Raw genomic sequence first — 16799 nt, forward strand, 5'->3', positions numbered from 1 at the left:
CCTTTGCCCAGGGAATGTCCTCATGACCGTTTTTGTCATTCGCCGATTGCTGCAAGCAATGCTTGTTGTCTTTCTGATGTCGGTGATTGTCTTTTTTGGCGTCAACATCGTTGGTGACCCGGTCTACATGCTGGTAAGCCCCGACGCGGATCAGGCTGACATCGAAGCTGCCATTCGACGGCTTGGATTGGATCGGCCTATTTGGGAACAGTACTGGTTGTTCCTCAAAGGTGCAGCACAAGGTGACCTCGGCGATAGCTTCGTCTTCGGTGAGCCCGCGCTCAAACTGATCCTGCACCATATGCCTGCCACGATGGAACTGGCCTTCAGTGCACTCTTTCTTGCTATCGTGATCGGTATTCCATTGGGTCTTTATGCCGGGCTCTATCCCGATAGCCCGCTTTCCAAGGGAATCATGGCTGGCTCGATTCTCGGTTTCTCGCTGCCGACCTTCTGGGTCGGACTAATGCTCATCATGCTGTTTGCAGTCGAACTTAGATGGGTCCCGGCGACAGGGCGTGGCGATATCGGCTCGTTTCTTGGAATTCACAGCAGCCTTTTTACGCTCGATGGGTTGAGCCACATCTTCCTGCCTGCTCTCAACCTGGCACTTCTTAAGATTTCACTGGCAATCCGCCTTACCCGAGCGGGTGTCCGTGAAGCGATGGGGCAGGATTATGTGAAATACGCCCGGGCCAAGGGTCTTTCGACCCGACGCATCATTCTGGTGCATGTGATGAAGAACATCATGATCCCGGTTGTGACCGTCATGGGCCTCGAATTCGGCAGTTTGATCGGGTTCTCGGTGGTGACTGAATCGATCTTTGCATGGCCCGGAATGGGCAAACTGCTGATCGACGCAATACTGCAATTGGATCGGCCCGTCGTCGTCGCCTATCTGATGATCATCGTACTGTTTTTCGTGCTGATCAATCTGATCGTCGACATACTCTACTCGATCCTCGATCCGAGGGTTCGTTTGCAGGATCAGGGCGCATGACCGACACCGTCACAGATCATTCACTGACCCCCACCAAATCCCCGAAAGTCGAGACGCCGTTCCAGCGTTTTCGAGCCGAGTTCTTCGAAAGCAGGATCGCGACAGCGGCGCTCGGCATATTCCTGGTCATCGTTCTGCTGGCCATCCTGGCGCCCTGGATCACGCCGCAGAACCCCTACGATCTTGGTCAGGTCAGCGTCATGGATGGGCGCTTGCCTCCAGGTTCCGAAGCATTCGACGGATACACGATGTGGCTCGGCTCGGACGGGTCTGGACGCGATCTCTACTCGGCAATTCTCTATGGCTTGCGTATTTCTCTGACCGTTGGGCTTGCATCTGGAGTGATTGCCCTTCTGATCGGTATGGTGATTGGTCTGGTCGCGGCCTACGCCGGTGGCCGGACCGAAGCGTTCATCATGCGCATCGTGGACCTTCAACTGTCGTTCCCGGCATCGCTGGTAGCACTGATGATGGTTGCGGCACTTGGTAAGGGTGTCGACAAGATCATCCTTGCCCTCGTAATTGCGCAATGGGCATACTACGCCCGCACGGTCCGCGCGACCGCGCTTGTCGAGCGTGGCAAGGAATATGTTGAAGCCGCACAATGCCTCGGCATTTCGCGTTCGCGGATCGTCTTTCGGCATCTTCTCCCGAATTGCATGGCGCCTCTGATCGTCGTTGGCACGGTACAAACCGCCAGTGCGATCTCTTTGGAAGCGACGCTTTCGTTCCTTGGCGTAGGCCTTCCACAGACTGAGCCGTCGATTGGGGTGCTGATCGCAAATGGATTCGAATACATGCTTTCAGGACGCTACTGGATTTCCGTTTTTCCCGGCGTCGCGCTGTTAATGACGGTCGTGTCCATCAACCTTGTTGGCGACCATTTGCGCGATGTTCTGAATCCGAGGTTGAAGAGATGACGGCAGTACTCGAAGTCAGCGGGCTGAAGACCCACTTCTTCACGCATGCGGGTGTGGTCAAGGCCGTTAATGGTGTGGATTTCACCGTCTCCAAGGGCGAGGTCATGGGGCTAGTAGGTGAGTCCGGGTCGGGCAAGTCGATCACCGGGTTCTCCATCCTAGGGCTGATCGATCCTCCCGGGCGCATCGTCGATGGGTCAATCCGTTTTAATGGTGACGAGATCGCGAACGCACCGGAAGAGCGACTCAAATCCTTGCGTGGCAACCGAATCTCGATGATCTTTCAGGATCCGATGATGACGCTCAACCCGGTCTTGCGCGTCGATACGCAGATGATCGAGGCCATTCTCGCCCATGAAAACGTCAACCGCCAAACCGCCTGGGAAAGAAGCCGCGATGCGCTTGGATTGGTCGGCATCCCATCGCCGGAAGAGCGATTGCAGGCCTATCCGCATCAGCTTTCCGGTGGGATGCGGCAGCGCGTGGCGATTGCGACAGCCTTCCTGAACCAGCCGGACCTGATCATTGCCGACGAGCCGACGACCGCGCTCGACGTGACAATTCAGGCGCAGATCATCCACGAGGCCCAGAAGCTGACGAAACGCACGGGAACCGCGATGATCTGGATCACGCATGACCTGGCCGTTGTGGCGGGGCTCGCGGATCGGATATCAGTTATGTATGCCGGACGGATCGTTGAGCAGGGCGGCATCGACGATGTGATAGACCGTCCGCTGCATCCCTATACGGTTGGGCTTCTTGGATCTGTTCCGACCGCTAACCGGCGTGGGCAGCGCTTGTTCCAGATCGAAGGGATGACGCCGAATATGTTCGCCCTTCCTGAAGGGTGCGCCTTTGGTCCTCGCTGTCAGGCTCGGACGGCAGCTTGTTCCGAACAACCCCAGATTAAGGACGTGGATGGCCGCCGCCTTCGCTGTTTCAACCCGCAGCGTACGGAGGAGACTACGCTATGACAGAGCCGCTCGTTGAAATCCGAGGCGTTTCGAAGCGCTTCACCAAGCGTTTGGACGTAGCGGGGAAAATCGCGCAGCGACTTGGCGCAAACATCCGTGAAGAAACTGTCCATGCAGTCGATAATGTAAACCTGTCGATCCAAAAGGGCGAAGTTCTGGGATTGGTCGGCGAGTCTGGCTGCGGCAAGTCCACGCTGGGACGTGTTGTGGCCGGCATTCACGCCGCTAGTGATGGGCAGATGTTCTATGAAGGCAAAGATGTCGCGACGTTGAGCGGCTCCGATAAACGCGCGGCAACCCTCGCTATTCAGATGATCTTTCAGGACCCTTTTGCCAGCCTCAACCCGCGTATGCGCGTCGAAGATATCATCGGTGAAGCACCGCGTATGCATGGGAGCGTCAGCAAGGCAGAGAGTGCGGATTACGTGGACGACGTTATGCGTAAGGTCGGCCTCGACCCGTCGCTCAAGCGGCGCTACGCACATCAGTTTTCCGGTGGGCAAAGGCAGCGGATCGTGATCGCGCGTGCGCTCGCCGTGAAGCCGAAGTTCCTTGTTTGCGACGAGGCCATCGCTGCGCTGGACGTATCGATCCAAGCGCAGGTTATCAACCTGTTCATGGACCTGCGCGAGGAGCTGGGCCTGACGTATTTGTTTATCAGCCATGACCTGAGCGTCGTCGAACACATCGCCGACCGCGTGGCGATCATGTATCTGGGCCGCATTGTCGAGAGCGCATCGACAGAGGAAATCTTCTCTGACCCACGCCATCCCTACACGAAAGCTCTGCTTGCAGAGGCTCCGCGCCTTGATCAGCGCCGGCGTGAGTTTGCCCCGATTGACGGGGAAATTCCGTCGCCGCTCGATCCACCATCTGGATGTACCTTTCACCCGCGTTGCCCGGTGGCGACCGCTGAGTGCCGCACCACCGTTCCTGAACTGAAAGCCGGGCGCGGCGGGCGCGAAACAGCCTGCCTGCTGGAACACGCCGAAACCGTTTGAACGAGAAGCTGGAGAGCCCCTTGAAAAACGCCGATCCGATCTGGGACCACGTTGACCGCCATCGTTATGATTTTATCGCATTGTCTGACCGCGTCTTTGACACGCCCGAGACGCTTTACGCCGAGTACAAGTCCGTCGCTGAACATGTGCAGATGTTACGCGCTCAAGGTTTCAAGATAACAGAGAATGCAGCTGGCATTCCTACGGCCGTGATTGGCGAGGCAGGAGACGAGGGTCCGGTGATCGCCATCCTCGGCGAGTTCGATGCGCTGCCATATCTGAGCCAAGCGCCAGGTGTGGCTGAACATCAGCCGATTGAAGAGGGCGGCAACGGGCATGGGTGTGGTCACAATCTGCTCGGCGCCGCCGCACTCTTGGCTGCCACGGCGGTGAAAGACTGGTTGGCCGAAAACGGCATCAAGGGCCGTGTGCGGTACTATGGCTGCCCCGCCGAAGAAGGGGGCGCGGCCAAGACGTACATGGTGCGCGAAGGACTGTTCGATGATGTCGACGCGGCCATCTCCTGGCATCCAGCAACCTTCACAGGCGTGAATGAGGCCAAATCGCTCGCGAACACCCGGATCGACTTCACTTTTCATGGAAAAGCCGCCCATGCTGCTGGCGCGCCTGAATTGGGCCGGTCCGCGCTTGATGCGGTTGAACTGATGAACATCGGTGTGAATTATCTGCGCGAGCACATGCCCGACAGCGCCCGGGTGCACTACGCCTATCTCGATGCAGGTGGCGTTGCGCCGAACGTGGTGCAAGCCAAGGCCACGGTGCGCCAGCTCGTCCGCGCCAGTTCGCTACCCGACCTCGCCGATCTGGTTACGCGTGTCAGAAAGATTGCAGACGGTGCGGCGTTGATGACCGGAACGCAGGTCACAAGTCAGGTCTTTTCCGGCGTTTCAAACCTGCTTGGAAACCGTCCTTTGGAAGAAACCATGCAGCATGAGCTAAAGAAACTCGGACCCGTCGCCTTTGACGAGTCAGACCTCAGCTTTGCCCGCGAGATTCAGACTACATTGACCACGGCTGACATCAACACGACCTTCAAGCGGATCGGAGCCAAGCCGAAAAAGGATCTCGCACTCTGCGACTTCATAGCTCCTCTTGATCGCCACAGCGATGGCGGCGAAGGCTCAACAGATGTCGGGGATGTGAGTTGGGCTGTTCCGACAGTTCAGGCGCGGGTCGCGACCTGCGCCATTGGAACGCCATTTCATACCTGGCAAACAGTTGCACAAGGCAAGGCGCCCGCAGCGCACAAAGGCATGATCTATGCCGCAAAGGCAATGGCCGCGACGGCCTGTCGATTGGTTGAGGACCCGTCACGCATTGACGCTGCGCGCGCGACGCATCAGGACCATCTGGGAGAAACGCCGTATACATGTCCGATTCCTGACGACGTACGCCCACCTGTCTGAGGGAAGGTGATCATGACCCGCGCTGCTGCCATAGACAACGCCGCCGAGTATTTTGATAGCGGTCGATTTGCAACCGATCTTAGCGAACTGGTTGCCCATGAGACAGAGAGCCAGACACCAGAGAAAGCCGCGGAACTTCCGCTCTTTCTTGAAGAAGCCCTCGTTCCGCGCCTGCGCGGTCTTGGGTTCTCCTGTGCAATCCACCCGAACCCTGTGCCGGATGCAGGTCCGATCCTTGTCGCTGAACGCATCGAGGACGACTCGAGCCCAACGATCCTGTCCTATGGGCATGGCGACGTGACCCGCGCGCAAACTGATCAGTGGCGAAACGGGCTTCACCCGTTTCGTCTCGTCGATGATGGTAATCGCCTCTTCGGACGCGGTACCGCTGACAACAAGGGACAGCACCTCATCAACTTAGCTGCGTTGAGCTCCGTCATCGACGCTCGTGGATCACTCGGCTTCAACATTCGGATCCTTGTTGAAATGGGTGAGGAGATGGGGTCGCCGGGGCTGTCGAATTTTTGCGCCACGCACAAAGAAAACCTTGCCGCGGATGTCCTGATCGCATCGGACGGACCACGCCTTCAGTCAGACACTCCGACGATGTTCATGGGTTCACGGGGCGGCTATTCGTTCGACCTCATTGTTGACCTTCGAGACGGTGCGCATCATTCCGGCAACTGGGGCGGTTTACTTGCCGACCCCGCGATGATCCTTGCACAAGCCCTCTCGACGATCACCGATGTGAGGGGCCAAATCCAAATACCAGAGTGGCGACCGACCAGCCTAACCGAAGAGATCCGGCATGCCCTGCGCAACTTGCCGGTAGGCGAAGATGGCGGTCCGAAGATTGACGAAGACTGGGGCGAGGAAAGTCTGACACCGGCCGAACGGGTCTTCGGCTGGAACAGTTTTGCGATCCTCGCGATGAAAAGCGGTGTCCCCGAAGCGCCGGTTAACGCGATCTCGGGATATGCCAAGGCCGCCTGCCAGCTCCGCTTCGTTGTTGGCACCGATCAATCCGGTATCCTGCCGGCCCTTCGTCGCCACCTTGATGCAAGAGGATTTGAGATCGTTAATATCAAACCTCATGACCGTGGATTCTTTGATGCGACGCGGACATCGCCGGATCATCCTTGGGTGTCGTTTGTCGCGCGTTCGCTGGAAGATACCTCCGGAAAGCAGCCACATATTCTGCCAAATCTCGCCGGTTCCCTACCCAATGAGGTCTTTTCCGATGTGCTCGGCCTCCCAACGGTTTGGGTGCCTCATTCCTATCGTGGCTGTTCGCAGCACGCGCCCAACGAACACGTGTTGAAGTCGGTGTCGCGTGATGCATTGCGGGCAATGGCCGGGCTTTTCTGGGATATTGGTGACCTTGCCAGGCCACTCTGACCGCGCGCCACAAAGGATTTCATCCATACCTGGATCGGGCGGGTATCGCACTCCCGACAGTAAATGACCGCTTTCACGGATTGCGGGAGTTGTTATCGCATATGGAGCGAACGTCTTCTTCCCGCCCTTCAAGTCGGAAAGCTGGAATAACACCATACGCTCAAAGGTGGGCTATAAGGTGGATAGAAATACAGATACCCGCCTTAAGTGATTGAAAAATATAATAATATTATGGAAATTTGGTGCCCAGGAGAGGACTCGAACCTCCACGTCCATACGGACACTAGCACCTGAAGCTAGCGCGTCTACCAATTCCGCCACCTGGGCAGGTGTCGTGGAGGGGCGTTTAAGCCTACTGGCGGAAGGCGTCAACCGGATTCGGAAAGTTTTTTGAAAGTTTTTTAACCACTGCTTTCAACCGTCTGTGCCGCGTTGCTTTTTCGTGGCTGCGCGGCGTTATTGCGCCTTGTTTGAAAGGGCATTGGGCGGTAGATCGGATCAGGACCCAATAGCAGGAGCCCTCAAATGTCCAAACTGGTCACGATTTATGGCGGATCCGGATTTGTCGGCCGGTATATTGCGCGACGTCTGGCGAATGAAGGCTGGCGCGTTCGGGTTGCGGTGCGCCGTCCGAACGAAGCGATGTTTGTTAGACCCTACGGTGCGGTGGGGCAAGTCGAACCTGTCCTGTGTAACATCCGCGATGACGCTTCGGTTGCTTTGGCGATGCGGGGGGCTGATGCGGTGGTGAACTGTGTTGGTGTGTTGAACGAGATTGGCCGGAATGAATTCGATACCGTTCAAACCGAAGGGGCTGAACGCGTTGCGCGTCTAGCAGCCGCTGAAGGTGTAACCCGTATGGTCCATATCTCGGCCATTGGTGCTGATGCCGAGGCGGGGAGCGAATATTCTCGTACCAAAGCGCGGGGAGAGGCCGGTGTTCTGGCGCATATGCCGGGTGCAATGATCCTGCGCCCTTCGGTGATTTTCGGAACCGAGGATCAGTTCTTCAACCGTTTCGCTGCGATGACCCGGGTGGGGCCATTTCTGCCGCTGGTCGGGGCCCAGACGCAATTTCAGCCGGTCTATGTGGATGATGTCGCCAAGGCTGCGGTGCAGGGCGTGCTGGGGCAGGCCAGCGGGGGTGTCTACGAATTGGGCGGACCCGAAGTGAAAACCTTTCGTGCGTTGATGCAGCAAATGCTGGATGTGATCAACCGCCACCGGATTATCCTTGGGATTCCCTTTTGGGTGGCCCGGATCATGGCGGGAATGCTGGACATAATGAAATTTGCGAGCTTTCAGTTGTTTCCGAACAATATCCTGACGCGTGATCAGCTCAAGAATCTGCGTCACGACAATGTTGTCTCAGATAGCGCGCTTGGCTTTGCCGATCTGGGGATCGAGCCGGCGACGCTGGATTCGGTCCTGCCGGATTATCTGTGGAAGTTCCGCCCCTCGGGTCAGTATGATGACATACAGAACTCGGCCAGCAATATGCGGACCTGATCAGCTGTAGGCGATGACCAGAAGGATTGCGCCCACTACTACGCGGTAGATCACGTATGGCGTAAAGCTGACGCTGCGCAACAGGCGCATCATTAGCGACAAGGCAAGCAGCGCGGACAGAAACGCAAAGAACGCCGCAACAGCACTGTCGAACGCCAGTTGGGCATTTGCCTGGCGGATGACCTCTGTGGACAGCAGCGCTCCGGATGCCAGAATCGTGGGTATGGACATCAACATCGCGATGCGTGCACCGTCTTCGCGGCTGTATCCAAGCTGGCGCGCCCCGGTGATCGTGATCCCGGACCGGGATGTTCCGGGGATCAGCGCCAGAACTTGCCACAGGCCCATGATCATCGCATCGCGCAGGCCCCAGTCAGAGGTTTCTTTGCTTTGCGGCCCTTTCTGGTCCATCCAGTAGAGCAATATGCCGAACCCCAGCATCGTCCAGCCGATGACCGTCATTGAGCGCAGAGACTGGCTGAGCCCGGTTTTGAACAGGATCGCTCCGACAATGACGGTTGGGATCGTGGCCAGAATCAGCCCCAGGGCCAATCGGGCTTGTGGTGTATCGGTGCGCCCCAAAAGAGCCTGCGGCAGTCCGGAAATCGCCATTTTCACATCAGACCAGAAATACAGAATTACGGCGCCCAGAGTGCCCACATGCACAGCGACATCGATGGCCAACCCCTGATCGTCCATACCGGTCAGGCTGGGTAAAAGTATCAGATGACCCGAAGATGAGATCGGCAGAAATTCGGTAATTCCCTGAATGACTGCTGCAAGAATCAACTGAAAAAGACTCATTTACCTGCCCGTGCTGCCGCCACGTGTTCTTTGTGATCCCTGCGTATAAGCGCGGTAAGGAAAAGAAAAGGATGCAAATAGGTCCGAATCGGAACTAATATCTTGTATTTCTCACTGGTCATCGGTGGAATCCAGCAAAGTTTTTGAAAAAAGGTCAGCACACTTGACTTTTAATCCCCCTACGCATCTTTTAAAGAGGCGCGACCAAGCCAATTCATGGAGTCTGACCCGTGGCCAAGCAACCGATGCTGAAATTTGTGCAGATCGACCGAGTAATGCCGGAAAAACGGGCCGCAGATGCCCGTACGGAAGACTTTGACGAAATCTATGCCGAATTCGCTGCTGCCAAAGCTGAAGAACAGGCCAGCCGCTGCAGCCAATGCGGTGTGCCTTATTGTCAGTCGCATTGCCCGCTGCACAACAACATCCCCGACTGGCTGAACTTGACCGCAACGGGCCGTCTGGAAGAGGCCTATCACACCAGTCAGGCCACCAACACCTTCCCCGAGATTTGTGGGCGCATCTGCCCACAGGACCGCCTGTGCGAAGGGAATTGCGTGATCGAACAATCTGGGCACGGCACTGTTACCATTGGCTCGATCGAGAAATATATCACCGACACAGCCTGGGAAAAGGGGTGGGTCAAGCCGGTCGTGCCGGGTGCTGAGCGCCGCGAAAGCGTCGGCATCATCGGCGGCGGCCCTGGTGGGCTGGCAGCGGCGGACATGCTGCGCCGTGCGGGTATTCAGGTCTCCGTGTATGATCGCCATGACCGGGCAGGCGGACTGCTGATGTATGGAATTCCGGGCTTTAAGCTGGAAAAAGACGTTGTTCAGCGCCGCAATGACCTGTTGGCTGATGGCGGGGTTGAGTTCGTTCTGAATTGCGACGTGGACGCCGCCAAATTCGCGGAAATCCGTTCCAAACATGATGCGATTATCATCGCAACCGGCGTTTACAAGTCGCGCGACCTGTCCATGCCTGGCAGCGGTTTGACGGGTATTGAAAAGGCCATCGACTTCCTGACAGCCTCGAACCGCAAAAGCTTTGGCGATGAGGTCGAAGATTTCGACAATGGCCGTTTGAATGCCGAAGGCAAAAAAGTTGTCGTGATCGGTGGCGGTGATACCGCGATGGATTGCGTGCGGACTTCGATCCGTCAGGGTGCGACCTCGGTCAAATGCCTGTATCGACGCGACCGCGCGAACATGCCCGGATCGCAGCGCGAAACGCAGAATGCCGAGGAAGAAGGCGTCGTATTCGAATGGCTAAGCGCACCAAAGGGCTTTACCGGCGATGATCAGGTTTCCGGCGTTATGGTCCAGAAGATGCGTCTGGGTCAGCCCGATGCCACCGGCCGTCAGGCCCCCGAGTTGATCGAAGGCGCGGACTATGTCGAAGACGCTGATCTGGTGATCAAGGCGCTGGGGTTCGAGCCCGAAGACCTGCCCACCCTGTTTGGCCAGCCTGACCTGCCCGTGACTCGCTGGGGCACTGTAAAAGCAGCGTTCGAGACCGGCGAGACCGAGATGGACGGGGTTTATGCCATCGGTGACATCGTGCGCGGTGCCTCGCTGGTGGTCTGGGCGATCCGCGATGGGCGCGACTGCGCCGACGCGATCCTTGACCGTTTCAACAACACGGCTGCGGTTGCAGCCGAATAAGCCCCGCGACAGGAGGGACAGAGATGCCCGAATTGCAAGGCCAATGTATGTGCGGCGCGGTCACAGTGACTGCCACCCCGGCGAAAGATTCGTTGGGCGCGTGCCATTGCGACCAGTGTCGCCGCTGGACCAGCTCGATGCTGATAACGTTTCCCGCGCAAGAGGGGTATGCGGCCCTTGGGCCGGTTAAGACCTTTACGTCCTCGGATTGGGCGGAACGTGCATTTTGCGCCGATTGCGGATCGGCCCTTTGGTACCGGATCACGCTGCCGGGTGAAATGCACGGGCATACCCAAATGGCAGCAGGCCTGTTCGACGACACGGACAATCCGCTGCAACTGGAACTTTATATCGACAAAAAGCCTGACGGGTACGCGTTCGCAGGCGAGCGTCGGCAGATGACCAAAGCTGAGGTCGAAGCCATGTACGGCCTGCCGGAAGAAGGAGACAGCCAATGACCAAATATGATGCCGATTGGGTGCGGGCCGAAGAAGCCAAACGTCAGTTCATGGCCGAAAACGGTCTCTATTCCGAGGAAGAAGAGCATTCGTCCTGCGGTGTGGGTCTTGTGGTCTCAGTCGATGGCAAGCCGTCACGCAAGGTTGTGGATGCTGGCATCGCCGCGCTCAAGGCGATCTGGCACCGCGGCGCGGTAGATGCGGATGGCAAGACCGGCGACGGCGCGGGTATCCATGTGCAAATCCCGGTTCCTTTCTTCTATGACCAGATCCGTCGCACTGGGCACGAGCCCAAATTGGATCAGCTGATCGCGGTTGGTCAGGTCTTTCTGCCCCGCACCGATTTCGGCGCGCAGGAACAGTGCCGGACCATCGTGGAATCCGAAGTGCTGCGCATGGGTTATTATATCTATGGCTGGCGCCACGTTCCGGTTGATGTCACCTGCCTCGGCGAAAAGGCCAACGCGACCCGGCCCGAGATTGAGCAGATCCTGATCTCGAATTCCAAAGGCGTGGACGAAGAGACATTCGAGCGTGAGCTTTATGTCATCCGTCGTCGCATTGAAAAGGCTGCCGCAGCGGCCGGGATTTCCGGGCTGTATCTGGCGTCACTGTCCTGCCGGTCAATCATCTACAAGGGCATGATGCTGGCCGAGCAGGTTGCGGTTTTCTACCCCGATCTGATGGATGAACGGTTCGAATCCGCCTTTGCCATCTATCACCAGCGCTATTCGACCAACACTTTCCCGCAATGGTGGCTCGCCCAGCCCTTCCGCATGCTGGCCCATAACGGTGAGATCAACACCCTCAGGGGCAACGTCAACTGGATGAAAAGCCATGAAATCCGCATGGCCAGCGGCACCTTTGGCGATTACGCCGAGGATATCAAACCGATCATCGCTGGTGGATCGTCGGATTCTGCCGCATTAGACTCTGTATTCGAAGTTCTTGTACGCGCAGGCCGCTCGGCCCCGATGGCGAAAACCATGCTGGTGCCCGAAAGCTGGTCCAAGCAGGCGGTGGAATTGCCGCAGGCCTGGCGCGACATGTATTCTTACTGCAACTCGGTGATGGAACCCTGGGATGGCCCTGCCGCGTTGGCCATGACCGATGGCCGCTGGGTCTGTGCCGGTCTTGACCGGAATGGATTGCGTCCGATGCGTTATGTGGTCACTGGAGATGGTCTTGTAATTGCAGGCTCCGAGGCCGGGATGGTCCCGATTGATGAGGCCAGCGTGACCGAAAAAGGTGCGTTGGGCCCGGGCCAAATGCTGGCCGTGGATATGAAAAAGGGTAAGCTGTATCGCGATACGCAGATCAAGAACAAGCTGGCCCGCGCACTGCCATTCGGCGATTGGGTCGGCAAGATCAACGATCTGGACGAGTCTCTGGCTGGCATCACCGAAGCGCCGATCTATGCGGGCGAGGAGCTGCGCAAGCGTCAGATCGCGGCCGGATATTCGATCGAGGAACTGGAGCAGATTCTGGCGCCAATGGCCGAAGATGGCAAAGAGGCACTGGCTTCAATGGGCGATGACACGCCATCGGCTGTTCTGTCGAAACAGTACCGTCCGCTCAGCCATTTCTTCCGCCAGAACTTCAGCCAGGTGACCAATCCTCCCATCGACTCGTTGCGCGAATATCGTGTGATGTCGCTGAAAACCCGGTTCGGAAACCTGAAAAACGTGCTGGATGAAGACAGCAGCCAGACCGAAATTATCGTGCTGGAAAGCCCGTTTGTGGGCAATGCCCAATGGGAAGCACTGGCAGAAAACTTCAATGCCCCATTGGCAGAAATAGACTGTAGCTTTGAAGCCGGACAAGGGGCGCTGGGCGCAGCTTTGGCCCGTATTAGAGCCGAAGCCGAAGAGGCCGTGCGCTCGGGCGCGGGGCATTTGGTGTTGTCCGATATGAATTCAGGTCAGGGTCGCGTGGCGATGCCAATGATCCTGGCAACAAGCGCGGTGCATTCGCATCTGACCCGCAAGGGTCTGCGCACCTTCTGCTCGCTGAACGTGCGGTCGGCGGAATGCGTTGATCCGCATTACTTCGCCGTTCTGATCGGGTGCGGGGCCACTGTGGTCAACGCCTATCTGGCCGAAGATTCTCTGGCCGATCGTATTGATCGCGGGTTGCTGGATGGCAGCCTGACCGAAAATGTCGCGCGGTACCGCGAGGCGATTGACCAGGGCTTGCTGAAAATCATGGCCAAGATGGGGATTTCGGTGATCTCATCCTATCGTGGCGGATTGAACTTTGAGGCCGTGGGCCTCAGCCGTGCCATGGTCGCCGAGTTTTTTCCCGGTATGACCAGCCGGATTTCCGGCATCGGTGTTACGGGTATTCAATCCAAGGCCGAAGAGATCCATGCCAAGGGCTGGGAAAGCGGTCTGGATGTTCTGCCGATCGGTGGTTTCTATAAGGCGCGGAAGTCGGGCGAAACCCATGCGTGGGAAGCGACCTCGATGCATATGCTGCAGATGGCCTGCAACAAAGCGTCGTATGAGCTGTGGAAGCAGTATTCGGCCAAGATGCAATCGAACCCGCCGATCCATCTGCGCGACCTGATGGATTTCAAACCGCTGAGCAAGCCGATCCCGATTGAAGAGGTGGAATCTATCACCTCGATCCGCAAACGGTTCGTGACGCCGGGCATGTCGCTGGGGGCGCTGTCGCCCGAGGCGCACAAGACGCTGAACGTTGCGATGAACCGGATCGGGGCGAAATCCGACAGCGGCGAGGGCGGCGAAGATCCGGCGCATTTCGTGCCGGAACCCAATGGTGACAACCCCTCGGCCAAGATCAAACAGGTGGCTTCAGGCCGGTTCGGTGTAACCGCCGAATACCTGAACCAGTGCGAAGAGCTGGAAATCAAGGTTGCCCAGGGTGCCAAACCCGGTGAGGGCGGGCAGTTGCCGGGCATGAAGGTCACCGACCTGATTGCGCGCCTGCGCCATTCGACCAAGGGTGTAACACTGATCTCACCGCCGCCGCACCACGATATCTATTCGATCGAGGATCTGGCGCAGTTGATCTATGATCTGAAACAGATCAACCCGCGCTGTAAGGTGACGGTCAAGCTGGTGGCGTCCTCGGGTGTTGGCACGATTGCTGCAGGTGTAGCCAAGGCAAAAGCGGACATTATCCTTATTTCAGGTCACAATGGCGGCACCGGCGCATCGCCGGCGACCAGCATCAAATATGCCGGTCTGCCGTGGGAGATGGGCCTGACCGAGGCGCATCAGGTTCTAGCGATGAACAACCTGCGGGATCGCGTGACCCTGCGAACTGATGGCGGCTTGCGTACCGGTCGTGACATCGTCATGGCCGCGATGATGGGGGCCGAGGAATACGGTATAGGCACTGCCGCCCTTATCGCGATGGGCTGTATCATGGTGCGTCAGTGCCAGTCCAACACTTGCCCAGTTGGCGTGTGTACTCAGGACGAAAGCCTGCGCGCCAAATTCACCGGTAATGCCGATAAGGTCGTCAACCTGATCACCTTCTACGCGCAAGAAGTGCGCGAGCTGCTGGCCAGCCTGGGTGCGCGCTCGATTGACGAGATCATCGGTCGGGCAGATCTGCTAGCGCAGGTCAGCCGAGGGTCGGCGCATCTGGATGATCTGGACCTCAACCCGCTGCTGATCACCGTCGATGGTGCCCATAACATCGTCTATAATCGCGACAGAGACCGGAACGCGGTGCCCGATACGCTGGATGCGGAAATCGTGCGCGATGCCGCCCGGTTCCTGAAAGACGGCGAGAAAATGCAGCTGTCTTACGCAGTGCAAAACACGCACCGAACCGTTGGGACGCGGGTTTCCAGCCATATCGTGCAAAATTTCGGGATGCGGAACACGTTCCAGTCGGATCACCTGCACGTGAAGCTGCAGGGCTCTGCCGGTCAGTCGCTGGGAGCGTTTGCAGCGCCGGGACTCAAGCTTGAAGTTTCGGGTGATGCCAATGACTATGTCGGAAAGGGCTTGTCTGGTGGTATGATTGTTGTGCGTCCACCGCAGGTCAGCCCGCTGAAGGCGGATGACAACACCATCATTGGCAACACGGTTCTGTATGGGGCCACGGACGGGTATCTGTTTGCAGCAGGCCGCGCCGGGGAACGGTTCGCTGTGCGCAATTCAGGCGCCAAGGTGGTGATCGAAGGCTGCGGCTCGAACGGGTGCGAATACATGACCGGCGGGGTCGCCGTGATCCTGGGCAGTATCGGCGCCAATTTCGGAGCGGGCATGACAGGCGGCATGGCTTACCTGTACGACCCCGACGGCAAGGCGCAGGCGCTGATGAATATGGAAACGCTGGTGACATGCCCCGTGACCATTGGCCATTGGGAAGATCAGCTGAAATCGCTGATCGAAACCCATCAGGCCGAAACCATTAGCCGCAAGGCTGCGGATATCCTGCAGCACTGGGAGGTCGAGAAGGCGAACTTTATCCAGGTCTGCCCGAAAGAGATGCTGAACAAGCTTAGCCATCCGTTGGCGGTCGAGGCAACAGCGGTTCCTGCAGAGTAATCTGAGGACTAATGAAAATGGCAACCCCGCGTGTCTTTTAAACCACGTGGGGTTTTCTTTTATTGGTCCTAGGTGGTCGTTTGCTTGTCGAAACGGGCCCAATAAGCCTAGATTTCGTCACTTTTTGTTCGGAAGTTGCGGTTAGGCTGCTTTGCAGTCGTGCGAACGCATAGGAGTCTGTTAGATGCCAACCACCTATCTTGATCAGTTTTATTCGTTTGACCCCGCGAATCCGCCACCGGGCGGTACATCGGTAGTTGTTGATAAATTCAACCTCACCGATGTGGATGACGATGGCGAGATCGACGCGCCCAGCGGGGATACGGTAAACGGCCAGGATGTTACTTCGTCGTGGCCGGGTGATGTTGTTACGATTAACGTGACAGGCGTTGGCAATGTCACCTATACCGGCACGACCTTCTATCTTGCTGACGGAACCCGTGTCTTTACACCAACAGACGGGCAGGTTCTGCAACCGGGCACGTTTGTCTCATCAACCTTTGTCAACACGCAGGGGCCGCTAGATGTTGGCAATCTTGGCCCGCCCTGTTTCACCCCCGGAACGCTGATCGAAACGGCTGATGGCCCTCGTCTTATCGAAGATCTGAAGCCCGGCGATATGGTCATCACATCGGACAACGGTGCGCAGCCGCTGCTTTGGATGGGGCGGACCACGGTTGAGGCCGAAGGCAAGCTGGCGCCCATTCGGTTTGAGGCTGGCGTGCTGGGGCTGGAACAGCCTTTGATCGTATCGCCACAGCACCGGATGCTGGTCTCGGACTGGCGGGCGCCGTATTTGTTCGGCCATACCGAAGTGCTGATCGCAGCGCATTGCCTGGTCAACGGGGATTCTGTTACGCGTGTTGAGGGTGGTCAGATCGACTATATTCATCTTCTCTTTTCGCGCCATGAGATCGTCATTGCAAATGGGGCCAAAAGCGAAAGTTATTACCCGGGGCACGCGCTCTCTCAGTCTGACGCCGAAACAAAGGCTGAAGTTCTGGCCCTGTTTCCCGAATTGCAGACCCGCGACGCGGTCCTGCCAGAAACCGCCCGTCCCGTGATACGCCCGCGCGAGGCGCGCGCTTTGGCGATTTAATCCGTTCCAAACATCG

Annotated in this window: 12 protein-coding genes and 1 tRNA gene; 11 read left to right on the plus strand and 2 right to left on the minus strand. The window is 57.6% G+C overall.

Going from position 1 to position 16799, the window contains the following annotated elements:
• Window positions 1-22 precede the first annotated feature (22 nt).
• From AC2FJV_RS17580 to AC2FJV_RS17605, 6 genes are read left to right on the plus strand one after another with little or no spacing between them, the layout of a single operon-like run.
• On the plus strand, window positions 23-1000 hold the full coding sequence (locus AC2FJV_RS17580) for an ABC transporter permease (RefSeq protein ID WP_142640320.1): 978 nt from the start codon (window positions 23-25) through the stop codon (window positions 998-1000).
• Entirely contained in the window at window positions 997-1920 is a 924-nt protein-coding gene (locus AC2FJV_RS17585; RefSeq protein WP_142640319.1) for an ABC transporter permease, read from the plus strand. Before AC2FJV_RS17580 ends, AC2FJV_RS17585 begins: the two co-directional genes overlap by 4 nt.
• Window positions 1917-2894, plus strand: coding sequence for an ABC transporter ATP-binding protein (locus AC2FJV_RS17590; protein ID WP_142640318.1), 978 nt, complete (start codon window positions 1917-1919; stop codon window positions 2892-2894). The genes AC2FJV_RS17585 and AC2FJV_RS17590 overlap by 4 nt, the downstream gene beginning before the upstream one ends.
• The gene (locus AC2FJV_RS17595; protein WP_142640317.1) at window positions 2891-3895 is read left to right on the plus strand and encodes an ABC transporter ATP-binding protein; all 1005 of its coding nucleotides are present in this window, start codon (window positions 2891-2893) and stop codon (window positions 3893-3895) included. The genes AC2FJV_RS17590 and AC2FJV_RS17595 overlap by 4 nt, the downstream gene beginning before the upstream one ends.
• 20 nt (window positions 3896-3915) lie before the next feature.
• Complete coding sequence (locus AC2FJV_RS17600) at window positions 3916-5322, plus strand: amidohydrolase (protein ID WP_496714187.1); 1407 nt, start codon at window positions 3916-3918, stop codon at window positions 5320-5322.
• Between the two features lie 12 nt (window positions 5323-5334).
• A complete protein-coding gene (locus AC2FJV_RS17605) occupies window positions 5335-6720 on the plus strand; it encodes a M20 family metallopeptidase (protein ID WP_496714188.1) in 1386 nt (461 codons plus the stop codon).
• Between the two features lie 240 nt (window positions 6721-6960).
• On the opposite strand, the gene AC2FJV_RS17610 is transcribed toward AC2FJV_RS17605, so the two are convergent.
• A tRNA-Leu gene (locus AC2FJV_RS17610) sits at window positions 6961-7047 on the minus strand.
• 198 nt (window positions 7048-7245) lie between these two features.
• On the opposite strand from AC2FJV_RS17610, the gene AC2FJV_RS17615 reads away from it, so the two are divergent.
• Complete coding sequence (locus AC2FJV_RS17615) at window positions 7246-8229, plus strand: complex I NDUFA9 subunit family protein (protein WP_496714189.1); 984 nt, start codon at window positions 7246-7248, stop codon at window positions 8227-8229.
• Here the strand turns inward: AC2FJV_RS17615 and AC2FJV_RS17620 are convergent, their stop codons facing one another.
• Entirely contained in the window at window positions 8230-9033 is an 804-nt protein-coding gene (locus AC2FJV_RS17620) for an undecaprenyl-diphosphate phosphatase (protein WP_142640289.1), read from the minus strand. It abuts the gene before it with no gap.
• Between the two features lie 230 nt (window positions 9034-9263).
• On the opposite strand from AC2FJV_RS17620, the gene AC2FJV_RS17625 reads away from it, so the two are divergent.
• From AC2FJV_RS17625 to AC2FJV_RS17640, 4 genes are all read left to right on the plus strand, one after another.
• Window positions 9264-10697, plus strand: coding sequence for an NAD(P)-dependent oxidoreductase (locus AC2FJV_RS17625; protein ID WP_271951679.1), 1434 nt, complete (start codon window positions 9264-9266; stop codon window positions 10695-10697).
• A gap of 23 nt (window positions 10698-10720) precedes the next feature.
• The gene (locus AC2FJV_RS17630) at window positions 10721-11155 is read left to right on the plus strand and encodes a GFA family protein (RefSeq protein WP_281995942.1); all 435 of its coding nucleotides are present in this window, start codon (window positions 10721-10723) and stop codon (window positions 11153-11155) included.
• Window positions 11152-15684, plus strand: a complete 4533-nt coding sequence (gene gltB / locus AC2FJV_RS17635) for a glutamate synthase large subunit (RefSeq protein ID WP_142640283.1) — start codon at window positions 11152-11154, stop codon at window positions 15682-15684. The genes AC2FJV_RS17630 and gltB overlap by 4 nt, the downstream gene beginning before the upstream one ends.
• A gap of 184 nt (window positions 15685-15868) precedes the next feature.
• Entirely contained in the window at window positions 15869-16783 is a 915-nt protein-coding gene (locus AC2FJV_RS17640) for a Hint domain-containing protein (RefSeq protein ID WP_496714190.1), read from the plus strand.
• Window positions 16784-16799 lie beyond the last annotated feature (16 nt).

The sequence above is a fragment of the Ruegeria sp. CDSA241 genome (assembly GCF_059611265.1).